Source organism: Trichococcus sp. K1Tr (genome assembly GCF_028309625.1).
In the GTDB taxonomy this organism is placed as follows: domain Bacteria; phylum Bacillota; class Bacilli; order Lactobacillales; family Aerococcaceae; genus Trichococcus.
In genome coordinates this window covers 586,931-609,992 of sequence record NZ_JAQMHR010000001.1, presented here as the reverse complement: position 1 = coordinate 609,992, position 23,062 = coordinate 586,931, and the positions used below count along the sequence as shown (strand labels likewise).

22 protein-coding genes and 2 other annotated features (1 of these 24 only partly in view) are annotated in these 23,062 nt (G+C 48.4%); of the genes, 21 read left to right on the top strand and 1 reads right to left on the bottom strand.

Going from position 1 to position 23,062, the window contains the following annotated elements; genetic code table 11:
* The first annotated feature begins 3 nt into the window (after nt 1-3).
* The 9 genes from PH235_RS02815 (at nt 4) to PH235_RS02775 (ending at nt 8,014) form a co-directional block, all read left to right on the top strand.
* Entirely contained in the window at nt 4-564 is a 561-nt protein-coding gene (locus tag PH235_RS02815) for an NUDIX domain-containing protein (protein ID WP_272160933.1), read from the top strand.
* A 1-nt stretch (nt 565) separates the two neighbouring features.
* The gene (locus PH235_RS02810) at nt 566-973 is read left to right on the top strand and encodes a hypothetical protein (protein ID WP_272160932.1); all 408 of its coding nucleotides are present in this window, start codon (nt 566-568) and stop codon (nt 971-973) included.
* A 33-nt stretch (nt 974-1,006) separates the two neighbouring features.
* Entirely contained in the window at nt 1,007-1,699 is a 693-nt protein-coding gene (locus PH235_RS02805) for a 5'-methylthioadenosine/adenosylhomocysteine nucleosidase (protein ID WP_140186021.1), read from the top strand.
* A gap of 207 nt (nt 1,700-1,906) precedes the next feature.
* The gene (locus PH235_RS02800) at nt 1,907-3,415 is read left to right on the top strand and encodes a helicase HerA-like domain-containing protein (RefSeq protein WP_272160931.1); all 1,509 of its coding nucleotides are present in this window, start codon (nt 1,907-1,909) and stop codon (nt 3,413-3,415) included.
* A 239-nt stretch (nt 3,416-3,654) separates the two neighbouring features.
* Nucleotides 3,655-4,608: an ABC transporter permease gene (locus PH235_RS02795; protein WP_272160930.1), complete on the top strand. Its 954-nt coding sequence runs from the start codon at nt 3,655-3,657 to the stop codon at nt 4,606-4,608.
* On the top strand, nt 4,605-5,567 hold the full coding sequence (locus tag PH235_RS02790) for an iron chelate uptake ABC transporter family permease subunit (RefSeq protein ID WP_272160929.1): 963 nt from the start codon (nt 4,605-4,607) through the stop codon (nt 5,565-5,567). Before PH235_RS02795 ends, PH235_RS02790 begins: the two co-directional genes overlap by 4 nt.
* Complete coding sequence (locus tag PH235_RS02785) at nt 5,564-6,325, top strand: iron ABC transporter ATP-binding protein (RefSeq protein WP_272160928.1); 762 nt, start codon at nt 5,564-5,566, stop codon at nt 6,323-6,325. The genes PH235_RS02790 and PH235_RS02785 overlap by 4 nt, the downstream gene beginning before the upstream one ends.
* 18 nt (nt 6,326-6,343) lie before the next feature.
* Nucleotides 6,344-7,306, top strand: coding sequence for a siderophore ABC transporter substrate-binding protein (locus tag PH235_RS02780; RefSeq protein ID WP_272160927.1), 963 nt, complete (start codon nt 6,344-6,346; stop codon nt 7,304-7,306).
* A gap of 81 nt (nt 7,307-7,387) precedes the next feature.
* Nucleotides 7,388-8,014, top strand: coding sequence for a DUF1054 family protein (locus tag PH235_RS02775; RefSeq protein ID WP_272160926.1), 627 nt, complete (start codon nt 7,388-7,390; stop codon nt 8,012-8,014).
* A gap of 126 nt (nt 8,015-8,140) precedes the next feature.
* Here PH235_RS02775 and rpsD read toward each other — a convergent pair whose 3' ends face one another.
* The gene (rpsD, locus tag PH235_RS02770) at nt 8,141-8,752 is read right to left on the bottom strand and encodes a 30S ribosomal protein S4 (protein WP_086628311.1); all 612 of its coding nucleotides are present in this window, start codon (nt 8,750-8,752) and stop codon (nt 8,141-8,143) included.
* A gap of 415 nt (nt 8,753-9,167) precedes the next feature.
* Here rpsD and PH235_RS02765 point away from each other — a divergent pair, with 415 nt between their 5' ends.
* The 12 genes from PH235_RS02765 to mreD all read left to right on the top strand — a co-directional run bounded on the left by PH235_RS02765 (nt 9,168) and on the right by mreD (nt 22,931).
* The gene (locus PH235_RS02765; protein WP_272160925.1) at nt 9,168-10,886 is read left to right on the top strand and encodes a septation ring formation regulator EzrA; all 1,719 of its coding nucleotides are present in this window, start codon (nt 9,168-9,170) and stop codon (nt 10,884-10,886) included.
* Nucleotides 10,887-11,060: 174 nt separating this feature from the next.
* The gene (locus tag PH235_RS02760; RefSeq protein ID WP_272160924.1) at nt 11,061-12,197 is read left to right on the top strand and encodes a cysteine desulfurase family protein; all 1,137 of its coding nucleotides are present in this window, start codon (nt 11,061-11,063) and stop codon (nt 12,195-12,197) included.
* A gap of 29 nt (nt 12,198-12,226) precedes the next feature.
* Nucleotides 12,227-13,441 carry a tRNA uracil 4-sulfurtransferase ThiI gene (gene thiI, locus PH235_RS02755; protein WP_272160923.1) on the top strand — a complete coding sequence of 405 codons (1,215 nt, stop codon included), beginning with the start codon at nt 12,227-12,229 and terminating at the stop codon, nt 13,439-13,441.
* Nucleotides 13,442-13,525: 84 nt separating this feature from the next.
* On the top strand, nt 13,526-14,020 hold the full coding sequence (tpx, locus tag PH235_RS02750) for a thiol peroxidase (RefSeq protein ID WP_272160922.1): 495 nt from the start codon (nt 13,526-13,528) through the stop codon (nt 14,018-14,020).
* 44 nt (nt 14,021-14,064) lie between these two features.
* Nucleotides 14,065-14,289: a binding site (T-box leader), on the top strand.
* Nucleotides 14,290-14,352: 63 nt separating this feature from the next.
* The gene (locus PH235_RS02745; protein WP_272160921.1) at nt 14,353-17,001 is read left to right on the top strand and encodes a valine--tRNA ligase; all 2,649 of its coding nucleotides are present in this window, start codon (nt 14,353-14,355) and stop codon (nt 16,999-17,001) included.
* Between the two features lie 90 nt (nt 17,002-17,091).
* Nucleotides 17,092-18,402: a bifunctional folylpolyglutamate synthase/dihydrofolate synthase gene (locus PH235_RS02740; protein WP_272160920.1), complete on the top strand. Its 1,311-nt coding sequence runs from the start codon at nt 17,092-17,094 to the stop codon at nt 18,400-18,402.
* A 1-nt stretch (nt 18,403) separates the two neighbouring features.
* Nucleotides 18,404-19,063, top strand: a complete 660-nt coding sequence (locus tag PH235_RS02735; RefSeq protein ID WP_272160919.1) for an HAD family hydrolase — start codon at nt 18,404-18,406, stop codon at nt 19,061-19,063.
* Between the two features lie 59 nt (nt 19,064-19,122).
* Entirely contained in the window at nt 19,123-19,812 is a 690-nt protein-coding gene (radC, locus tag PH235_RS02730) for a RadC family protein (protein ID WP_170100137.1), read from the top strand.
* 190 nt (nt 19,813-20,002) lie between these two features.
* Nucleotides 20,003-20,203, top strand: coding sequence for a cold-shock protein CspD (cspD, locus tag PH235_RS02725; RefSeq protein ID WP_086628303.1), 201 nt, complete (start codon nt 20,003-20,005; stop codon nt 20,201-20,203).
* Nucleotides 20,204-20,493: 290 nt separating this feature from the next.
* Nucleotides 20,494-21,507: a rod shape-determining protein gene (locus PH235_RS02720; RefSeq protein WP_140186293.1), complete on the top strand. Its 1,014-nt coding sequence runs from the start codon at nt 20,494-20,496 to the stop codon at nt 21,505-21,507.
* 45 nt (nt 21,508-21,552) lie between these two features.
* A complete protein-coding gene (gene mreC, locus PH235_RS02715; RefSeq protein ID WP_272160918.1) occupies nt 21,553-22,407 on the top strand; it encodes a rod shape-determining protein MreC in 855 nt (284 codons plus the stop codon).
* Nucleotides 22,407-22,931 (top strand): rod shape-determining protein MreD, encoded by a 525-nt coding sequence (gene mreD / locus PH235_RS02710; protein WP_272160917.1) that lies wholly within the window; start codon nt 22,407-22,409, stop codon nt 22,929-22,931. The genes mreC and mreD overlap by 1 nt, the downstream gene beginning before the upstream one ends.
* 79 nt (nt 22,932-23,010) lie before the next feature.
* Nucleotides 23,011-23,062: a binding site (T-box leader), on the top strand (it continues 199 nt past the right edge of the window).

The following is a 23,062-nucleotide window of genomic DNA, read 5'->3' as shown; positions in this document are numbered from 1 at the left end:
AAAATGGAATTTGAAGAAAAAACATTGAAAAGTGAAAAAATATTCGACGGTGTCTTGCTGCATTTGGTGAGGGAAGAAGTGTTGCTGCCGAACGGGAAAACTTCAGTCAGAGAGATGATCAGGCATCCGGGTGCTGTAGCGATGATACCCTTTACTTCCGACGGGAAAATGGTCATGGTCAGACAGTTCCGGAAACCTTTGGATCGGACAGTTGTCGAAATCCCGGCAGGCAAATTGGAGACATCTGATGCGGAACCTTTGCTGGCAGCGATCCGCGAGCTCGAGGAAGAGACCGATTACCGTGCGGAGAATTGGTCAGAATTGACGGTTTTTTATCCGACACCGGCTTATTTGGATGAAAAAATCACAATCTATTTGGCGGAAGGTTTGACGAAAGTCGAAAATTCTTTGCCGATGGATGAGGATGAATTCATCGAAATCCTGGAATTGACATACGACGAAGCGAAAGCTTTGCAGGAATCCGGAGAAATCTGCGATTCGAAAACAATCTATGCCATGCTGTATTGGGAGATGCGTCTTTTGCGGGAAAGAATAGAGGGATAGTATGTCAGAACCAAAGAAACCTCTGATCACTCGGGAACGTTATCGTCAGTACAAAAGGGACCAAACAACAAAACCGGTGACAGATGAAAAGAAAGGCGCTCCGCAGGCAAAAGACGCAGAGCGTTCCGCACCGGCAAAGGAAAAAAACAACAAGCAGCCTTCTGCCTCTAAAACTGAGAAAAGCAGTATTCCGACTGAAAAGAAAAGGTCGGAAAACGGCAACAAAGCCAAGACAGCCAAGCCAAAGGCGAAGCTGTTCCGGAAGGCCGACAAATCCGCAACTTCAACGAAGGTGGAGCGTCTGACGGACAAAGAAAGAGGCAGAAAACTGGACAACTATCTGAACAAAGCCATCCTGATCGTCATCTTGTTGATCATCTTGGTTTTTGCGATAGCCTTCGTCCTATGACCTAACAATGCAGATACAAGGAAGGAAACACTCATGATCGGAATTATTGGAGCAATGGAAGAAGAAAACCGTATTTTATTGGAAAATATGACAGACAAAACAGAAGAAACACATTTCCACCTCGTTTTTACAAGAGGGAAAATCGAAAATCAGGATGTAGTATTGGTGCAGTCCGGCATCGGTAAAGTCAACTCGGCCATAGCCACCGCCTTCATCATCGATCGTTACCGTCCCGACTTCGTCATCAACACCGGCTCAGCCGGGGGATTAAACGCAGCCTTGCATGTGGGTGACGTCGTCGTAGCGGATAAGGTTGCTTACCATGATGTGGACGCTACGGCATTCGGTTATTCTGTGGGACAAGTGCCGCAGATGCCGCATTATTATACGGCTGATAAAAAAATCGTTGAACAAATAACGCGGGCAGCAGAAAAAGTCGGTTTGCATGCTGTCCAAGGTACGATTGTATCAAGCGATTCCTTTATCGCTTCCGAAAGCGGCACTAGCCGCATCAAGGAACATTTCCCTGATGCCTATGCGACCGAAATGGAGGGCGCATCAATCGCCCAAGCTTGTTACGTATTGGGCACACCATTCGCAATCATCCGTGCCATTTCGGACGGAGCAAGCGATGGCGCGGCGCTGACGTTCGACGAGTTCATCGTCGAAGCCGGGAAAAAATCCGCGGAAATGGTCATCGAATTACTGAAAACTAGCGAAGAATAGAAGCCTTGCGGCATTTTGCCGGTCCTTTGGGAGCTGAAATCAGCAATTAAGCAAGCCTGAACCACTCAACCGAAAACGGTGGAGTGGTTTTTACTGTCGGCGGCACTTTCGGGACTATTACTTGCAAAAGAAAGTGCTTACTGTTGTAAGGGCTTTTCAAAATATTGTACAATAAGAATGAAATGTCAGGCTAAGGAGGGGTTTTGGATGCGCCAAGAACTGGTGATCGGGAAAGGGGACAAACCGGCAATCATCCATCTGGATAAGCTGAATCGCCACGGCTTAATCGCCGGAGCGACCGGTACGGGGAAAACGGTGACTTTGAAAGTGATTGCGGAACAGTTGAGCAAAGCGGGGATTCCGGTATTCCTTGCGGACGTCAAAGGGGACTTGGCGAGCATTGCGGAACCGGGTGAGTTGAGCGAAAAAATAATGGAAAGGGTAACGAAGCTGCAGCCGGAGGATTTTGAGCTGCGCGCATACCCCGTTGAACTCTTGGATATTTTCGGATCGAACGGTGTGCCGGTGAGGACGACCATTTCCGATATGGGTCCGATCCTGTTGTCGCGGCTGTTGGGACTCAATGAAACCCAGGAAGGGATCATGAACATCGCGTTCAAAGTTGCGGATGAGAAACAACTCCTGCTCATCGACATCAAAGATTTGCGGGCGATCCTGAATTTCGTCGGAGACAACGCCACAGAGCTGCGCCGCGAATATGGGAATATCTCAAAGCAATCGATCGGTGCGATCTTAAGAGGTTTATTGGTGATCGAGGAACAGGGCGGCGATCTTTTCTTCGGGGAGCCGATGTTCGATATCCAGGATTTATTGAAAATAGATGCAGAGGGACGCGGCTATGTGAACATTCTGATGGCGAACCGCCTGTTCATGTCGCCAAAACTCTACTCGACTTTCCTGCTGTGGTTCCTTTCGGAGCTATATGAGCAATTGCCGGAAGTCGGTGATCTTGAAAAACCAAAGATTGTCTTCTTTTTTGATGAAGCGCATGTCCTTTTCCAGGATGTTCCGGATGTGCTTGAGGAAAAAATCGAACTGATTGTCCGGCTGATCCGGTCCAAGGGAGTCGGTGTTTATTTCGTGACGCAAAATCCCACCGACCTGCCGAATGCTATTCTGAGCCAATTGGGCAACAAAATTCAGCATGCATTGCGTGCCTTCACGCCAAAGGAGCAGAAGACAGTCAAAGCGGTTGCCGAAACGTTCAGGCAGCTGGAGGGGGAAGAATTGGACAAGAAATTGACGGAGCTGAAGGTCGGTGAAGCGCTGGTCTCCTTTCTCGATCCGGAAGGGATTCCCGGCTATGTTCAGCAAGTCATGATTTATCCTCCAGAGAGTAAAATGGGCATCCTGGATCCGCTCGTCAAAGAAGAAAAAATCAACCGTTCCTTGCTGTATTATAAATACAGCGAGGCAATCGACAGGGAATCCTCCTACGAACAACTGCAGCGACTGTCGGAAATCAAGGCGATTGAGTTGGAGGAAAATGAAGAGCTTGCCGCAAGGGACAGGGAAAAAGCCGAACAGCTGAAGCAACTCGAAAAAGAGCGCCAAAAAGAACAAACCCAGCAAAAACGAACGAGCAGTTCCCGCGATTCGACGATGGACAGATTCACAAAAAATTTGATGTCGCAAGTAGGCAGGGAAGTCGGCCGCGTCATCTCCCGCGGTATTTTGGGCATCCTGAAAAAATGAAGACAGACCGAAAAGACCAGTCCCACAAGGGCTGGTCTTTTTGGGTTCGTTTTTTCGGATGATCCGAAGACGTGAAAACGCTCCCCTTAAAGTTGCTTACTTTTTTTCATGAAAATCTCATATTTGGTATTGTGTTTTATTTCCGCATCAAGTAGAATAGCACCTATACCATTAATTGAGAACGATTCTCAATTAGAATCGTTATCATTAAGGAGTTGTTTTTTGAAGATGGTGAATAGATGTTGAAGAAATTACTGCTTGTTCTGGCGTTGGCAGGAGTGATTGTGCTTTCCCTCGGAGTGGGGACTGCTGCTTTTTCGGTGGAACAGTTTCTGGTCGGGAGCAACACGGACCGTCTGATATTGTTGTCGTCACGGCTGCCGAGGACGATCACGGTTCTTTTGGCAGGAGCGGGATTGTCGTTATCCGGCTTGATCATGCAATCATTGACGCAGAACCGATTTGCCGCTCCCGATACAGTCGGCACGGTGGATGCGGCGCGGGTGGGCATGCTGTGCGGGATGATTTTCTTTCCGGGCTTATCGGTTGTGGGGAAAATGACTCTTTCCTTCATCTTTGCGGCGGCGGGGACGTTCCTGTTTTTGGTGGTCGTGAATCGCTTGCCTTTCAAGAGCCAGATGACGATCCCTTTGCTGGGTCTGATGTATGGAAACATTTTGGGAGGGATCGCCAATTTCTTTGCCTTCCGCTTCAACGTCACACAAAATCTTTCCGCATGGATGCAAGGCGATTTTTCATTGGTCATTAAAGGACAATATGAGGGGATGTACCTCATTTTCCTGTTGTTTTTGGCACTTTATTTTTTTGCCGATCATTTTACGATTGCGCGCTTCGGGAAAGACGCGGCCAAAAACCTCGGCCTGCCTTTTGAAGCCGTCTTGTTCATCGGGACGCTGTTCGTCTCCTTGGCTGTTGCGGTCATCCTGAGTACAGTCGGCAATCTGCCATTTTTGGGAGTCATCATCCCGAACCTCGTCTCGTTGCGCTTCGGCGATAACATCCGCAATACCCACGGCAAGGTTGCGCTTTTCGGAGCGATGTTCTTGTTGCTGTGCGACGTGTTCTCGCGCTCGGTCATCCCACCGTACGAAATTCCGGTGGAAACGGTGCTGGGTGTTTTCGGCGGCGGCCTGTTCTTGTGGCTGTTGCTGAAGGGAGGGAAGACGGCATGAAAAACGTGTTGAAAAACCGCATCATCATGAAGCGGTTGGCTGTGATTGCAGTGGCTGTGGCTTTCCTTTATTTTTTCTGGAACCAAGGCAACGGAAATTTGTTCATCATGAAGTTGCGGAGCACGAAGCTTTTGGCGTTTGCGGTCATCAGCATCAGCACTGCTTTTGCGACTGTCAGCTTTCAGACTGTCGTGCACAGCAATTTTCTGACCCCCAGCATTCTTGGGGTCGAATCCTTCTACAGGCTTCTGCAAACAGTGTTGATGTTTTTCAGTTTCTCGCTGTTGGGCAGCCAAATGAATGCTGAATGGCAGTTCATTTTCTTGTTGTTCCTGATGCTTGGCAGTTACTTTTTGCTGTACCGGCTATCTTGGAACCGGAAAAATTACGATATGCAGGTCATCCTGATGATTGGGCTCGTCATGGGGACATTTTTCAACAGCATCAGTTCCTTCATGCAAGTGCTGATGGACCCGAATGAGTACGACAAACTGCAGACGAAGCTGTATGCCAGTTTTCAGAACATCAATGATTCCGTACTTATTTTAGCTGTTCCGATCGCCGTGTTTTCGATCATCAGCTTGTGGCGCAAGCGGAAGGTATTGGAAGTTTTGGGACTGGGTACACAAACGGCTAAAAATTTAGGGGTCGCCGTCGAAAAGGAGACGAAGCTCACCTTCATGCATGTCATCCTGTTGATGACAGTCTCCGCAGCGCTCGTTGGACCGATGATGTTTCTCGGTTTTGTGGCGGCGAACATCGCTTATCGGCTATTCAGGACGTATTGCCTGAACTACCTGTTGCCTGGTGCGAGTCTGCTCAGTTTTGTGATGGTCGTGGGCGGACAATTCGTGGCAGAAGAAGTCTTCAAGCTGCAGACGAATTTGAGCATTCTGGTCGAACTGTTCGGGGGAATCTACTTCTTTTGGTTATTATGGAAGGAAAGGGGCAAACTATGAGAATCAGCAACGTCAGCAAAGCCTATGAGGCTGAAAAAGTATTGGATGACATCTCTTTGGCGATCGAGAAAGGGAAAATCACGGCTTTCATCGGTCCGAATGGGGCAGGCAAAAGCACGCTCCTTTCGGTCATCAGCCGTCTGCTGACAAAGGACGAGGGCATATTGACGATACACGGGAAAGAAATCGAGGCCTGGCAATCCGATGAACTGGCGAAGGAGCTTTCGATCCTGAAACAACAGAATGCCTATCAAGTGCGCATGACGGTCCGCGAACTGGTCTCGTTCGGCAGGTTCCCCTATACGAAGGGCAGGCTGAATGATGAGGATCATGCTATGATCGACAAGGTTTTGGGCTATCTGAACCTGGTGGAATTCTCCAACCGCTATTTGGATACGTTGTCTGGGGGGCAACTCCAGCGGGCGGCCATCGCGATGATACTGGTGCAGGATACCGAGTACATCTTATTGGATGAACCGCTGAACAATCTCGACCTGAAACAAAGCATCGTGACGATGCAGACCATCCGGAATTTGGCGGATGAATTGGGTAAAACCATTCTGATTGTCATCCACGACGTCAACTTCGCATCTGTTTTTTCGGACAACATCATCGCCATGAAAAACGGAAAGGTGTTCCGGAGCGGCACGGTCGAGGAAGTCATCCGGACACAAGTTTTGCAGGAATTATATGAAGTGCCATTGGAAGTCATCACGACTGCGGATGGAAAAAAACATTGCACCTATCAAGCAATTTGACATAGAGGAGAATGGAAAATGAAAAAATGGCAAAAGACAATCTTAAGTTTGGCTTCGATCTTCACCTTGGCGGCTTGCGGCGCCCAGGAAGGGGCTGCCGATGCGGCAGATTCAACAACAGCGACTGCGGAATCCGAAGCGACGGTGACCATCGAGGATGCACGCGGCTCCGTAGAAGTGCCCAAAGACCCGAAAAACGTGGCTGTTTTGGATTTTGGACATTTGGACACATTGATCGCATTGGGTAAAGAGGATGCAGTCACGGGTACAGCGACCGAAAACATGCCGGCTTATCTGGCGGATAAGGCAGATCAATTCGAGAATGTAGGGACACTTAAAGAACCGAATGTGGAGGCGTTGGCGAATTTGGCGCCGGAGCTCATCATCATTTCGAACCGATTGGTGGACTTTGCGGAACAATTGGAGGAAATCGCGCCCGTAGTCGTACTCAGTGTCGACTACACGGATTATTGGGGGTCGGCCCAAAAGAACATCGCTACCTTGGGGACCATCTTTGACGAAGAGGCTGCAGCCGATGAAGCCATCGCTACCTTGAACGAAGAGATTGAGGCTGTGCAAGCGAAGACGGCCGGAATCAGCGAGAAAACATTGACGTTGCTCTTGAACGATGGCAGCATGTCCGCTTTCAGCACAGGCTCACGCTTCGGCTTCATATACGATACATTGGGCTTCACGCCTGTCGATGCAGCGATCGAGGATTCCACACATGGACAGTCCGTCGGCTATGAAGGGTTGCTGGAAATTAATCCGCAGATCTTGTTCGTCGTCGACCGCACAGCGGCAATCGGAACAGCATCGGATGAAAATGCGGCGTTGTTGGAGAATGATTTCGTCTATCAAACGGATGCTTATAAAAACAACAAAATCATCAACCTGTCCTCCGATTTGTGGTATCTTTCCGGAGGCGGGATAGAATCGATCCACCTGATGGTCGAAGAGGTCGCAGCGGATTTCCAGTAATCATAAGCGGAATCAAAAGATTGTCCATCTGCTGGTTTTTTCTCTATAATGATGGAAGGAAATCAGAAAGAGGTGCACGGTTTGGAAGGTAATCACTTCAGCAAGGAAGACTTCAACGTTTTTGACATTCAGGGACTCGATGAGAGGATGGCAGGCATCCGTGAACGGATCCAACCCAAGTTCCGGCATTTCGCGGAAGCGGGGGCCCGCCTCATCGTTTCGGAAGAGGAGGCTGACTCAGTTCCCGTGCATGTCGCCAAGCACCTGCGCCGCACGAAACATGCGCCCGAGAATACCTGGTGCGCCATCGGTGGGAACGCGAGGGGCTACAAGAAATATCCGCATTTCCAGATCGGAATTGCGAAAGAGGGGGTCAGCTTTTATCTTTGCCTGATCGATCAACCAGTCAAAGAAAAAGAGATGGCTGCTGCCTTATTGGAGCGGATTCCGGAATTAGGACAGTTGCCGCGTGATTTCGTCGTTTCGGTCGACCATACCGTGCCGGCTGTGTTGCCGATAGAGGCTGTCGTTTGGCAGCCTGTCCTGATCCGGCTGCGGGATGTGAAGAAGGCTGAACTGTTGATCGGCCGCAAATTGGCGCCAGCCGATCCCCGGTTGGCGACGGAAGCAGGCACGCTTGCAGTGATGGAGGAAACGCTCCGTGAACTGCTGCCGATCTACCGGGTCTGTATGGAACAGTATCGCTAAGTGCGTAACCCAAGACAAACCAAAAAAAGGACTGAACAGCGGGATTGATCGCTGTTCAGTCCTTTTCTTTGTACAAAAAAACGGCAAATTGCTTTGCCGTTTCCTTGAAGCTGATCTCCGGCGAGATTAGCCTAATTTGTTGTAGTATTCTACTACGAATGACTCATCAATTTCAGCTGGCAATTCTTCGCGAACTGGCAGACGGTTCAATGAACCTTCGAATGTTTCTGTGTCGAAGGTGATGAAGTCCGGACGTCCGAACAAAGCTTCAGCAGCAGCTTTAACAACTACTAAGTTTTTAGATTTTTCGCGCAAGCCGATTACTTGGCCGACAGACACTTCGTATGAAGGGATGTCAACACGTTTGCCATCGACAGTTACGTGACCGTGGTTAACTAATTGACGTGCTTGACGACGAGTAGAAGCTAAACCTAGACGGTAAACTACGTTATCCAAACGTTGTTCCAATAAGATCATGAAGTTAACACCTTGTTTACCTTCTTTGATTTTACCAGCTTTTTTGAATAAAGTTGCGAATTGACGTTCGTTCATGCCGTACATGTGACGCAATTTTTGTTTTTCTTGCAATTGCATAGCATATTCAGATAATTTTTTACGGTTGTTAGGGCCGTGTTGACCTGGAACGTATGGACGACGCTCCAATTCTTTACCTGTTCCCAAAAGGGAGATGCCTAAACGACGAGCCTGTTTCCAGCTTGGTCCTGTATAACGTGACATAATAAAATTCCTCCAATAAATGTTTGATTTTTGGAGTAAAATAAGAATGATAAGTCAGCAATGCGTGCAGTTGATCCTTCAATCTTCACCTTATGCAGCCGCAAGGGTACGCAATTGAACCATCAAACGATGGCGATGAACTGTTGACGCGGGTGCTTCTTTCTCGCTGCATTATTTTACACAAAGGTTATTGTACCAAACAACAGAAGTTAATGCAATGGAAAAGTGATGTTTTTCGGACTTTGGGCGGCGGCGGAACGCTTTCGCGCCTCCAAGGGAAGGAATTCAGCTCCCTTATAATTTTCTGGTTTCTGATTGGTTCTTTCTATGTTATACTGAAAAATGAGATATATTGGGCGTTTTCAATTTTCAGATCAAATAAACGAAATTGTCGGAATAGGTGGAGGATTTATTGATGGAGTTTATATACTGGTTAGTAGCGATAATATTGTTAGTGTTGATCGGGTACGGTGCGATCATGTATTTGACGAGGCAACAAGCGAATCGGATCAAAGTAATCGATGAGAAGAAACAAAAAGCGATGGCCATACCTGTGGCCGACAACCTGTTCACATTGAAAAATATGAATTTGACAGGCCAAACGAAGCGCACTTATGAAAGTTGGCAAGCTACATGGCAGACCATCACGCGCTTTCAGTATCCTGAAATCGAGGCGGCGCTGGTCAGTGCCGAACAATACATCCAACGCATGAATTTCATCAAGGCGAAGCAAGCCATTTCGCAAGCAGATCAACTGATCGACGAAACAAAAAACAGCGTTGAAAAAGTGAACAAAGCACTCGAAAAACTATTGGAAAGTGCACAGGAAAACCGCAAAGAGCTGGAAGAAATCCAGGAACGCTATAATAAAATCCGCAAACAATTATTGGCGCACAGCTTTACATTCGGTCCAGCCATCGAAACGTTGGAGAAGAACCTGAATTACATGGAGTTGGATTTCACGAAATTCAATTCATTGACGAACGAAGGCGACCATATGGAAGCCAAAGAAATCTTATCGCGAATCGAGCAGGATCTGCTTGTTATGGAAGAAGTCGTTGAAAAGATCCCTCAGCTGAACGAAAAAATCAAAACAGAGTATGAAGAACAAGTGAATGATCTGAAAGACGGCTACCAACGCCTGTTGGATGAGAAGTACATTTTCGAAGGTGTGGATGTCTCTGTTGAGATAGCTGCTGTCGAAAAAGAAATCCAGGAAGCAAAAGATTCCATCGGCCTTGCTGATATCAATGAAGCAGGCAAGAAGATGGATAAGGTCGAACGCGATATCGAAGCGGTCTATGCCATCATGGAGAAGGAAATGGAAGCCAAGGATTTTGTGGGTCGTCATACGGCGAATCTGCAGAAGAAAATGGATCATGTCCTGCAGAGCAACCGTTATGTGCTGCTTGAAATCGACCGCGTTTCCCAGAATTATTTCCTGAACAAGAATGAATTGGGACGTGCGCAAGAGTTCGAAGAGCAGTTGCTGAAGGAAAATGAAGCCTTGCGTTATTACGATAAGATGATGAAGGAACATGAAATTTCCTACTCGGTTGTCCGCGAATATTACGAAAAAATCAGCCAACGCCTTTCCGAAATCGACAAGGAACAGTCTGAATTGGTAAGCAACCTCAGTGATCTGCGCAACCGCGAAAAGGAAATAAAAGACAGCATCGATTTGTATGAGTTGGATATGCGTAACATGAAGCGGACCATCGAGAAATACCATCTGCCTGGTTTGCCGAAAATCTATTTGGATCTTTTCTTCTCAGTCACGGATCGCATCGAGGATTTGGCTTCCAAGCTGAATCGCGTGAAGATCGACATGGACGAAATCGATGCCATTTCCAAGATGTGCGAAGAGGACATCGAAATGTTGGATAACCAAACGCAAGCGATCGTGGACAATGCGATGCTGACGGAGTATATGATCCAGTACGCAAACCGTTTCCGCCATTCGCATGTGGAAATCGAAAATGCCATCAACAAAGCTTTGGTGCTTTTCCATCGCGAATATGACTACGAAGGTGCGTTGGAGGCTGTCAAAATCCCGCTGAATCGCGTCGAAGCAGGTGCTGCCCGCAAAGTGGAAGAATCCTACCAGGAAGAAAAAAATCGTCGCTACTATTAAATACAGAACAAACGAAACGCAAGGGTCGGGACATTGTCTCGGCCCTTTTTTGGACACTCTTTTATGAGAAGTGAATAAAATTAAGCCGTAAGCTTTTAATGGTCAGGCATTTTCTATATAATGAATAGGATGTCCCGACGAGAGTGTGAAGTTATTAAGGAAGTGTAGATAAAGATGATTTATTTTGACAACAGTGCAACAACAAAAATGTATCCGGAAGCTTTGGATACTTACCGGAAGGTCAACGAACAATTTTTTGGCAATCCTTCGAGTCTGCACAGATTAGGCAATGAAGCCGATGCTTTGCTGCAGCAGTCGCGCAAACAGATTGCACACTTACTGGGTGCCCAGCCGGATGAAATTTTCTTCACGAGCGGCGGTACGGAGAGCGACAACTGGGCGATCAAAGGCACCGCGATGGAGAAGTTCGCTGCAGGGAAGCACATGATCGCTTCTTCGGTTGAACATCCGGCGGTCACCAAATCATTGGAGCAACTGGAAAAGTTAGGCTTTGAAATCAGCTACTTGCCTGTCGACGCGAACGGAATCGTATCCATCGAGGAGCTTGAGAAAGCCATAAGGAAAGATACGATCCTGCTGAGCGTCATGGCCATCAATAATGAAGTCGGCAGCATCCAGCCGATCGAGGCTATCGGCGAGCTGCTTGAAAATTATCCTTGGGTCCATTTCCATGTGGATGCCGTGCAGGCTGTCGGTGAATGCGATCCGCTGATCCGGCATCCACGTGTGGATCTCCTGTCGCTTTCAGCGCATAAATTCCACGGCCCCAAAGGCGTAGGCATTCTCTACAAGAAACATGGTAAGCGGATTGCACCGTTGTTGACGGGAGGCGGTCAAGAAGCCGGCATGCGCAGCACGACGGAGAATGTCGGGGGAGTCGCAGCGATGGCGAAAGCCCTGCGCATGACGCTTGAAGGCAGCGAATCAAGCCGAAAACAAGAACAATTGGTCCGGAGTAAGTTGATTGCGGCCCTTTCGGAATATGAGGATGTCCGAATCTTTTCACCTGAAGATGGCGCCGGCCATATCCTCTGTTTTGCCATGAAAGGCGTCAGGGGAGAAGTGATGGTCCATGCTTTCGAAAGCCAGGACATCTTCATTTCAACAACCAGCGCCTGCTCGAGCAGAAAGAAAGACACACCCTATACGTTGGGGTCGATGGGTGTGCCCGTTTCCTGGAGCCAGTGTGCTGTCAGGATAAGCCTTTCCGGCGAAAATACCGAGTCGGAAGCGGAAGCCTTCATTGAACATTTCCGGACGCTGCATGAACAGTTCCAAAAAATACAGTAGAATAACTGACAGATAGGAAGAGAACATAAATGGAAACGCACATTCAAATCCGCTTTGGCGAACTGTCGACCAAAGGGAAAAACAAAAAACGTTTTGTCCAGCAGTTGGCGCAAAATGTCAGGATGGTCACAAAGGATTATCCGCAGATTAAAATCAAACCCGAGCACGATTTTATGTTGTTGGACCTGAACGGAGCTGATGAGGCCGTCATTATCGAACGCCTGCAGCATGTGTTCGGCATCCAAAACTATTCGCCGGTCTATCTGGTTTCGCGTGATCTCGATGAAGTGAAACGGGTTTTGGTGGAGTTGCTTGCCAAAATGGAGACTGCCGGAAAGACATTCAAGATAGCTACGCGTCGCGCGGATCATGCCTACGAGCATGACACGACCTTCATGAATGCCGAACTGGGGGCAACCGTACTGGATGCTTTCCCGGGTATTTCGGTCAAGATGAGGCAACCGGACATCCTTGTGCGCGTAGACATCAAGACCAGCGGCATCATGCTGAGCACGCAAACCTACCAGGGGGCTGGCGGATTGCCTGTTGGTTCCAGCGGCAGAGGCATGCTTATGCTTTCCGGAGGCATCGATTCGCCGGTAGCCGGTTATCTCGCCATGAAGCGCGGCGTGAAGATTGAGGCGGTGCACTTCCACAGTCCGCCTTACACAAGTCCGCAAGCGTTGCAGAAAGCCAAAGATCTGGCTGCCAAATTGACTAAATTCGGCGGTGAAATCCAGTTCATCGAAGTGCCGTTCACGGAAATCCAGGAAGAAATCAAAGAGAAGATTCCGGCGGATTATCTGATGACGATCACGCGCCGGATGATGCTGCGGATCACTGATGCCATCAGAGCCGAACGCAAAGGGCTGGCCATCTTTAATGGGGAATCTTTGGCCCAAGTCGCTTCCCAGACGCTGGAGAGCATGATTGCCATCAATGATGTCACAACGACGCCGATCATTCGCCCTGTCGCAACGATGGACAAATTGGAAATCATCGATTTGGCGCAGAAAATCGATACATTTGATTTGTCGGTACAACCGTTCGAGGACTGCTGCACGATTTTTGCGCCACCATCACCCAAAACAAAACCGCATTTGGACAAGGCCAGACGTTTTGAAGCAATCCTGGATGTGGAACCGCTCGTGGCACGCGCGGTTGCAGGCATTGTCATATCAAGCATAACCGGCCGCGAGGATACCGCCAGCCAAGACGAGGCGCTCTTTTCGGATCTGCTGTAACTCTCCCTACGAGAGCGTATCCTTACCATAAATCGCCGCTTATCTGTATAATGAGAGTACTATCGGATAAGGGGGAATGTTTTCATGCAAGTGACATTAAAAGGTGAAATTATTGAGGTTTTAGGGACTCAGCCTGTTGTTGGGGAGAAGGCACCGGCATTTTCGTTGTACAACACAAAAGACGAAAAGGTATCTTTGGATGATTTGCGCGGTTCGGTTGTCCTGATCAGCGTATTCCCGGACATCAACACGAGGGTCTGCGATAATCAAACACGCAAATTCAACGAGACAGCAGCGAATATCGAAGGCGTTACACTGTTGTCAGTTTCGAGAAACACAAAAGAAGAATTAGCCGACTGGTGCTCGGCCAACGGCATCGATATGCAGATGCTGCACGACGACAACGGCGAATTTGCCGAAGCCTACGGACTGAAGGTGCCTCAGATGGGCAACAAGTTGGCCCGCAGCGTGTTCGTCATCGACAAAGAAGGCGTTCTTACCTACATGGAGATCGTCCCTGAAATCTCAACGGAACCGGATGAAGCTGCAGCATTGGCAGCTGCAAAAAATTTACTTTAATCGCATTGAGATTTCAATCAAAAGGTGCTAAACTAGTGAAGTATAAATAAGCGTCGATCAAGAAGAGTAGCTTACCCGGAACCACACAAGAGAGAAAAGCGTTTGGTGAAAGCTTTTTTGGGGAAGGAAAGTGAAGTAGCTTGTGAGCAAGTTGCGTGAAGGTCCGTGGACTGGGTAGCGCAGCTCGGAGTATTCTCCGTTATCAAAAAGAGAGACAGGGATCCGATTCCTGTAATTTAGGTGGTACCGCGATTCATATCGTCCTGCATATTCGTATGCAGGACGATTTTTTTTCGCAACAAATCAATGTAAAAGAGAGAGGAAGTGGCTGAATGTCTAAAGCAGACGCAATGCCGACAAAGTATCAACCCCAGCAAGTAGAAGCAGGGAAATATCAAAAATGGGTGGAAGCGGGGCTGTTCAAACCTAGCGGCGACAAGAGCAAAAAACCGTATTCAATCGTGATTCCGCCTCCGAACGTAACCGGCAGACTGCATTTGGGCCATGCCTGGGATGTGACGCTGCAGGATATGTTGATCCGCCAAAAACGCATGCAAGGATTCGATACGCTGTGGTTGCCTGGGATGGACCACGCCGGCATCGCCACCCAAGCCAAGGTTGAAGCGAAATTAGCCGAAGATGGCCTTACCCGTTATGACCTGGGCCGGGAAGCCTTCGTCGACAAAGTATGGGAATGGAAAGAGGATTACGCTAGCGTCATCCGCGAGCAATGGGGAAAAATGGGCATTTCCGTTGATTATGACCGCGAGCGTTTCACGCTGGATGAGGGTCTGTCGGATGCGGTCCGCAAAGTCTTCGTCGGCTTGTACGAAAAAGACTTGATCTACCGCGGCGCCTACATCATCAACTGGGATCCCAAAGCGAAAACGGCCTTATCCGATATCGAAGTCATCCACAAGGACGTTCAGGGCGCCTTCTATCACTTCCGCTATCCGATGACGGATGGCTCAGGCTACCTGGAGTTGGCGACTACCCGTCCCGAAACTATGTTGGGCGATACTGCCATCGCGGTTCATCCGGAAGATGCAAGATATCAGCAGTTCATCGGCAAGACCGTGACGTTGCCGCTGGTGAATCGGGAAATTCCGGTCATCGCTGATGATTATGTCGAGATGGACTTCGGTACTGGTGTCGTTAAGATCACACCCGCTCATGACCCGAACGACTTTGAAGTCGGTTTGCGCCATGATTTGCCGCAAGTGAACGTCATGAACGATGATGCGACGATGAACGAAGCAGCCGGAAAATATGCAGGAATGGACCGTTTTGCAGCGCGCAAAGCGATCGTAAAAGATATGGAAGAACTGGGCTATTTGGTCAAAATTGAAGAAATGACCCACAGCGTCGGACATTCGGAACGCACAAACGTTATTGTGGAACCGCGCATCTCGACGCAATGGTTCGTCAAAATGCAACCGTTGGCTGAGCGTGCGGTCGAAAACCAATCCGCAGAAGAAAAAGTTTCCTTCTATCCAGAACGATTTGAGAATACTTTCCTGACTTGGATGGGTAACGTCCATGACTGGGTCATTTCTCGCCAATTATGGTGGGGACATCAAATCCCGGCTTGGTATCATAAAGAAACCGGCGAAATGTACGTAGGCATGGAAGCTCCGAGCGACAGCGAAAACTGGACGCAGGATGAGGATGTTCTGGATACGTGGTTCAGTTCAGCGCTTTGGCCGTTCTCGACGATGGGCTGGCCGGATGAAGAGGCGGAAGATTTCAAACGTTATTTCCCTACCAGCACTTTGGTTACCGGATATGACATCATCTTCTTCTGGGTAAGCCGGATGATCTTCCAGAGTCTGGAGTTCACCGAAAAGCGTCCGTTTGAGAATGTGCTGATCCATGGCCTGATCCGTGACGAGCAAGGCCGCAAAATGAGCAAATCGCTCGGAAACGGGATCGACCCGATGGATGTGGTCGAAAAATACGGGGCGGATGCTTTGCGTTGGTTCTTGGCGAACGGTTCCGCACCTGGTCAGGATGTCCGCTTCAGCTATGAGAAGATGGATGCATCCTGGAACTTCATCAACAAAATCTGGAATGCCAGCCGTTACGTGCTGCTAAATTTGGAAGATCTGACATTCGACGCTATCGACATTTCAGGGGAAAAGACGATCGCCGATAAATGGATCCTTTCCAGCCTGAACAAGACCATCACAAAAGTGACGGATCTGTTCGAGAAATTTGAATTCGGTGAAGCCGGCCGATTGTTGTACCGTTTCATCTGGGATGATTACTGTGACTGGTATATCGAAATGTCCAAGGAAGTTCTGCAAGGGGAAAATGAAGAGGCCAAACAGACAACCCGCAGCATCTTGGCGTATGTTTTGGATAATGTGTTGCGCTTATTGCATCCAGTCATGCCGTTCGTCACCGAAGAGATTTGGCAGAATGTACCGCATCAAGGCGATTCCATCGTGACGGCAGCCTATCCGGAAGCGGATGACAGCTACATCGATGAAGCAGCTGAGGAAGCGATGGAAAAACTGATCGAATTGATCCGCGGCGTCCGCAATGTCCGCGCTGAAATGAACACACCGTTATCCAAGAAAGTTCCGATGCAGCTGAAAGTGAATGACGAGGCGACCGAAGCGATTTTCCGCGCCAACGAATCGTACATCTTCCGCTTCTGCAACCCGGATACACTGGAAATCGGCCAACACATCCAGGCAGCCAGCGACGCTGTCACCGCGGTTTTCTCAGGCGGAGAGGTGTATATGCCGTTGGCCGGTCTGATCAAATTGGAAGATGAGATTTCCCGTCTCGAGAAGGAGGCGGAGAAATTGACCAAAGAAGTCGACCGGGTGGAAAGCAAATTGAACAACGAAAAATTCGTCAGCAAAGCCCCGCAGGCTGTAATCGACGGGGAGAAACAAAAAGGAACGGAATACCGCGAAAAATTGGCGGCCGTTGAAGAACGCATCGCTGCCCTAAAAGAACAGCTAGCTTGATAAGAGAATCGAATTGAACAGGAAGAACCCTATTAGCAAGCTCCTTTGTGGATAGGGTTCTTCTTAAATGGAAATGGAGTGAAGCGGTAGATGTTTGCAACTTATGAAGAAGCGATGGAATGGATCCATACCCGCAAAGGCATGGGCCCTAAACCGGGAATAGTCCGGATGAAATGGTTGATGGAAAAACTGGATCACCCGGAACGCAAATTCAGATCCATCCATATTGCCGGAACAAATGGAAAAGGGTCGAATGTTGCTTACTTAAGAAGCCTGTTCATGGCGGCTGGCTATACGGTGGGAACCTTCACCTCGCCGCATATCGTCAGTTTCAATGAAAGGATCGGCGTGAATGGAGCGAACATCCCGGATGAAGACGTATTGGAACAAGCGAACATCCTTTACGCACTCTATGAAGAAATCGGCCTGACGGATATGGGTCCGCTGACGGAATTCGAAGTAGTGACCGCCATGATGTTCTCCTATTTTGGCTCCCATCCGTGCGATGTCGTATTGTTGGAAGTCGGTCTGGGCGGTCTTTACGACAGCACGAATGTTGCCGAGCCGGATTTGTCGCTCATCACGACGATAGGCAAAGACCACAGCAATATTCTCGGGAATACCATTGAGAAAATCGCCTATCAAAAAGCCGGCATCATCAAGAAAGGGACACCTGTCATCATCGGAAGATTGCCTGAAGAGGCTTTGTCGGTGATGCGGGACACTGCGGAAAAAAAGGCAGCGCCCTTGCATGTATTCGGACCGGACTTCAGCGTCACCAATTGGCATGAGGGTTCCGATTACCATGAAGTCTTTGACTTTGCCTCTCCTTTGGGCACTTTTGAAAACCTTGAAATTGCCTTGATGGGTGGCCATCAAGTCGACAATGCGGCCACTGCGCTGCAGACCTACTTGCTGTTCTGCAAAAAATACGCTTTAAACTACTCGGAGACCACAATCAAAGCAGGACTTCTGGGGACAGCTTGGCCAGTCCGGATGGAGATCGTTTCGCAAGAACCGTTCGTCATGCTGGATGGTGCCCACAATATCCCGGCTATGGAAGTGCTGACTGAGGCGGTCAAAAAGAAGTTTTCTGACAAAAATATCACCATTCTGTTGGCTGCGTTGGCGGATAAGGACTTGGAGGAAATGGGCCAGTTGATCAAGTCGATCCCGGACAGCAAGCTGTACGTGACCAGTTTCGATTTTCCGAGGGCTGCCTCTGTCAAGGAACTGTGCGAGCGGGTGGGCGTGCCAGAAGCTGCGGCCTATGAAGATTGGCGCTTTGCGATCGATGATCTGAAGGCGACGCAATCCGAAGCGGGCATGCTATTGATTACAGGCTCACTGTATTTTCTTTCCGAAGTTAGACATTATTTATTAAAGAATAAGGAGTTTTGAGATGCGTAAAAAAGCGGTCATTTTTGATATGGATGGACTGATGTTCGATACGGAAACGTTGGGCTATCAGGCACAAGGTGAATTGGCGGAAGAGCTGGCCTTGCCGATAGCGTTCGACTTCGATTATTACCTGAAGCAAGTAGGGCGATCCGATAAGGATGTGATGCCTGAATTGGCATCCGACTTCGGCGATGCTGAACTGGCGGAGCGATTCCTGAGAAAAATGAAGAAGCGGCAGACGGACATCGCCTCCGAGCAGGGACTCCCGATCAAAAAAGGCCTTTATGACTTGCTGGCCTTTCTGAAGGAGGAGGGCGTGGTGTGCGTCGTTGCTTCCAGCAGCCGGAGGAGAGAAGTCAGCTTCTACCTCGAATTGGCTGATATTTCGCAGTATTTCCGCTACCAAGTCTGCGGGGATGAAGTATCCTTCGCCAAACCGGATCCGGAAATCTTCCTGAGCGCCTGGAAACCCCTCGGCATTCCGAAAGAGGACTGTCTGATCCTGGAAGATTCGCTTAACGGCATCCGTGCGGCCTATGATGCGGGCATTGAAGTGATCATGATCCCGGATCTGATCGTTCCGGATGACGAAGCGAAAGCAAAAACGATTGCCATTTTGCCGGACCTGCACGCGGTCATGGATTGGCTGAAAGAGAAATAACCTGTTCCGCCCCTTCCTGCGTATCTATTGAGTAGACGGAAGGAAAGGGGTAAAACAGGATGGTTCAAGAAACAAATCTGCTGATGGAGGTTCCGAAAGCCTCGCGCCCGCGTGAAAGATTGGATCAATTCGGAGAAAAAGCCCTGGCGACGCATGAATTATTGGCGATCATTCTGCGGACGGGGCCCAGGGACAGCAATGTCATGCAACTGGCGTTACGGGTGCTGAATGAGTTCGAAGATCTGCATTCCTTGAAGATGGCCTCACTGGAAGAGTTGACTTCAATCCACGGAATCGGCCGAACCAAAGCGATCGAAATCAAGGCCTGTGTCGAGTTGGGAGTGCGCGTAGCCAATGCCACGCAATTGAAGAGCGGAACGATCACCTCGACGCAAAGTGCCGGAACACTTCTGCAGAAAGAGATGCGCGATCTCCAGCAGGAACACGTGGTGGCTGTCTATCTGAACACAAAGAACGAAATCATCAAGAAGAAGACGATATTCATCGGCAGCCTGAACAGTTCGGTTGCGCATCCGCGCGAGATTTTCCGTGAAGCGGTAAGGTTTGCCGCTGCGCGGATCATCCTTGCGCACAATCATCCTTCCGGGAACCCCGATCCCTCGGAAGCTGATCTGGTCTTCACCCGCAGGATGGTGGAATGCGGAGAGATGATGGGGATCGAAATCCTTGACCATTTCATCATCGGGGTCGATGACTATCTCAGCCTGCGGGAATACGGCATCATTTAGTCTCTATTGCCGCCAATATTTCCGCAGATGAAAATGAAAATCTGATGGCAAAAAACTTGCAATATCGGAAAACCTGATATATCATTATATCAGTGTTTTTGTTTGGTAAAGAAAAGATTGTCTTGAACATTCCTATCGTACCAAAAGCAAGAATCACATTTTTAGTGCTTTGCACGAGGAGGAATTTTTCATGGAAAAAGGAACAGTAAAATGGTTTAACGCAGAAAAAGGGTTTGGATTTATCGAACGCGAAAGCGGAGACGACGTATTCGTACATTTCTCAGCTATCTTGGGCGACGGCTTCAAATCATTAGAAGAAGGACAAGCAGTTTCATTCGAAATCGTTGATGGAAACCGTGGACCGCAAGCTTCTAACGTAGAAAAAATCTAATTTTCCTTAACTTAAACGATCAAAGGGTCCGGGACACTGTCTCGGGCCTTTTTAAATGCCGACCTGCTGGAGGATTCACTGTGGCTCGTGTAGATATATTGTGTCAATTAGGGTGAGTTGTTTACGTCAGCATTACCGATCGACGGCATTCCTGTCAAATAGATTAATTCTTTCTTTTGTTTGTTACATTGATGTTTTTCTTGTTCCGGTTTGTGGTAAAATAGAAAAGAATTTGTTTGTGGGAGAGTTTGTAGTCAATCAGACGGAAGGATGAGAAGTACTTGGTAAGTTTGAATTTTAAGGGTAAAAACATCGGAATTGATTTAGGTACGGCCAATACGATCGTCTTCATAGCCGGCAAAGGCATTGTGATCAGAGAACCTTCTGTCGTCGCCAAAAATATCCATACGGGGGAGATTCTGTCCGTTGGGGAAGAGGCTTTCCAGATGCTTGGCAGGACACCAGGAACCATTGTGGCATCCCGCCCGATGAAGGAAGGCGTCATTGCGGATTATGATACAACTGTCGCAATGATGAAATATTTCATCAAAAAAGCGACTGGAAATGCATTCATCAAACCATACGTGATGGTCTGCGTACCAAGTGGTGTGACGGAAGTCGAGAAACGGGCAGTTCTGGATGCTACCCGGACAGCCGGAGCCAAAGAAGCTTTCATCATAGAGGAGCCTTTTGCTGCCGCGGTGGGTGCCGGACTTCCGGTGCATGCGCCTACAGGCAATATGGTCGTGGACATCGGTGGCGGGACGACGGATGTCGCGACAATTTCGCTCGGAGGCATCGTTACGAGCCGTTCCAGCACAGCCGCTGGCGATCGCATGGATGAGGCAATCATTCAGTTCATACGCAAAAAGTACGGTCTGTTGATCGGCGAGCGGACGGCCGAGAACATCAAAATAACGATCGGTTGTGCCGACATCGAAAAGGCAGCTTCCTACGGCTCCATGGAAATAAGGGGCCGCGATATGGTCAACGGCCTGCCCAAGACTTTGGAGATCCATGCCGAGGATGTAGCGGTTGCAATCCACGATGTGGTCGAGAACATCATCCTTTCCGTGAGGGAAGTTCTGGAAGAGACTCCTCCCGAAATATCTGCCGACGTCATCGATCATGGCATCGTTTTGACAGGCGGCGGGGCTTTGTTGAAGAACATTGCTGAAGTCATTTCGGCGGAAGCGGAAGTTCCTGTATTTATCGCCAACGATCCATTGGATTGCGTTTCCATCGGGACAGGCGAAACATTGAAGAATATCAACGTGTACAAGCGTAAAAATTTAAGGCATTAAGATAATGAATGTAATTGAAAGTGATGTACGAAATGAGGTGTCAATGTGAATCAGTTTTTTAACAACAAAAAATTGATTATCCTATTGATCAGTGTGATCACCTTTATCAGCTTGATAGCATATTCTCTCACCAACAACAGAGAAGATACATCGATACCGCAACAAGTAGGGAACGATGTGACGGGCTCCATTGCGAGAATATTTTCTAAGCCAGCGGAAGTAGTGGCGAATTTTGTTGATTCAGTCGATAACCTGATGAATACGTATGAAGAAAACCAATCTTTAAAAAGTAAAATTGATACCGTTTATGAGCTGCAAGTGAAAGTCTATAATCTGGAGCAAGAAAATGCCCGGATGCAGGAAGAGCTTGAACTAAAAAACACTTTATCAGAATATGAACAAATCAATGCTTCCGTAGTATCCCGCAACCCGGACAGTTGGCTGAACCAGATCGTCATCGACAAAGGGTCCCAGGACGGGGTGGAGGTCGACATGTCGGTGATGGCCGGAAACGGTCTGATCGGCCGTGTATCCGAAGTCAATTCGACCAGCGCGAAAGTGCTTTTGTTGACCACTTCAAACGATACGACCAACCGCGTGTCAGCTGAAATCCAAACGGAATCCGGACCTGTTCATGGCATCGTCAATGGCTATGATGAAAATACGAAGATGCTTTCCATGTCCCAGATTGCCCCGGATGCAGTGATCAATCCGGGCGACAGTGTGATCACATCAGGATTGGGCGGCGTTTCGCCAAGCGCCTTGTTGATCGGAACCGTCAAAGAAGTATCCATGGACAGCTACGGCCTGTTCAAACAGGTGACGATCGAGCCTGCCGGAGAGGTTTATAATATCCGTTTCGTGACGGTCATCAAACGGCTGAGCGGGAGTGGTGAGTGATGGTGCAGAACAGATCTTTGCATCACACTTATTTCATCCCCGTGATGCTTTACTTGCTTTTGATTTTGGATGGTTTTTTGATCAATGCCTTCCCGGGCCAGTTCGTCAGTGAAGAGTATATCCTTGTGCCGCACTTGGCGCTGTTCGGATTCGTGCTTTTTGCCTACTACTTCCCAAAACAACCGATGCAGTTATACGCAGTTCTGTTCGGGCTGTTGTTCGACAGTTATTACAGCGGCATTTTGGGCGTTTACGCAGTCGCTTTTGCGGTGATCGTGTACTTCGTGAAGAAAATGCAGAAATATTTGACGGAAAATGTTTTCGTGTTGGCTCTGTTGTTCATCTTAGCGATCGTTATGGTTGATTCATTCGTTTTTGGCTTTTACAGCTTGATTGACATTACGCAGCTTGATTTCAGCGCTTTCGCTTCAGAACGTCTGGGACCAACCATCGTGTTGAACATTGTGCTGTTCATTGTAATTTATTACCCATTGTTTAAACTTGTGGGCTGGATGTACGACTGACCATGATGAGAAATGAATGAGATCTTTTTTAATGAAATGCTTGCATTTAACGAACGCTGTGGTATTATTGTCTTAAATTCTAAATGCAATGAAGAGAAAAAGTAACTTTTGCCTATTTCCAGAGAGTTTGC

Coding starts and splice junctions, on each gene's coding strand:
- PH235_RS02815 (WP_272160933.1), top strand. CDS start 4: ATGGAATTTGAAGAAAAAACATTGAAAAGTGAAAAAATATTCGACGGT.
- PH235_RS02810 (WP_272160932.1), top strand. CDS start 566: ATGTCAGAACCAAAGAAACCTCTGATCACTCGGGAACGTTATCGTCAG.
- PH235_RS02805 (WP_140186021.1), top strand. CDS start 1,007: ATGATCGGAATTATTGGAGCAATGGAAGAAGAAAACCGTATTTTATTG.
- PH235_RS02800 (WP_272160931.1), top strand. CDS start 1,907: ATGCGCCAAGAACTGGTGATCGGGAAAGGGGACAAACCGGCAATCATC.
- PH235_RS02795 (WP_272160930.1), top strand. CDS start 3,655: ATGTTGAAGAAATTACTGCTTGTTCTGGCGTTGGCAGGAGTGATTGTG.
- PH235_RS02790 (WP_272160929.1), top strand. CDS start 4,605: ATGAAAAACGTGTTGAAAAACCGCATCATCATGAAGCGGTTGGCTGTG.
- PH235_RS02785 (WP_272160928.1), top strand. CDS start 5,564: ATGAGAATCAGCAACGTCAGCAAAGCCTATGAGGCTGAAAAAGTATTG.
- PH235_RS02780 (WP_272160927.1), top strand. CDS start 6,344: ATGAAAAAATGGCAAAAGACAATCTTAAGTTTGGCTTCGATCTTCACC.
- rpsD (WP_086628311.1), bottom strand. CDS start 8,752: ATGTCACGTTATACAGGACCAAGCTGGAAACAGGCTCGTCGTTTAGGC.
- PH235_RS02765 (WP_272160925.1), top strand. CDS start 9,168: ATGGAGTTTATATACTGGTTAGTAGCGATAATATTGTTAGTGTTGATC.
- PH235_RS02760 (WP_272160924.1), top strand. CDS start 11,061: ATGATTTATTTTGACAACAGTGCAACAACAAAAATGTATCCGGAAGCT.
- thiI (WP_272160923.1), top strand. CDS start 12,227: ATGGAAACGCACATTCAAATCCGCTTTGGCGAACTGTCGACCAAAGGG.
- tpx (WP_272160922.1), top strand. CDS start 13,526: ATGCAAGTGACATTAAAAGGTGAAATTATTGAGGTTTTAGGGACTCAG.
- PH235_RS02745 (WP_272160921.1), top strand. CDS start 14,353: ATGTCTAAAGCAGACGCAATGCCGACAAAGTATCAACCCCAGCAAGTA.
- PH235_RS02740 (WP_272160920.1), top strand. CDS start 17,092: ATGTTTGCAACTTATGAAGAAGCGATGGAATGGATCCATACCCGCAAA.
- PH235_RS02735 (WP_272160919.1), top strand. CDS start 18,404: ATGCGTAAAAAAGCGGTCATTTTTGATATGGATGGACTGATGTTCGAT.
- radC (WP_170100137.1), top strand. CDS start 19,123: ATGGTTCAAGAAACAAATCTGCTGATGGAGGTTCCGAAAGCCTCGCGC.
- cspD (WP_086628303.1), top strand. CDS start 20,003: ATGGAAAAAGGAACAGTAAAATGGTTTAACGCAGAAAAAGGGTTTGGA.
- mreD (WP_272160917.1), top strand. CDS start 22,407: ATGGTGCAGAACAGATCTTTGCATCACACTTATTTCATCCCCGTGATG.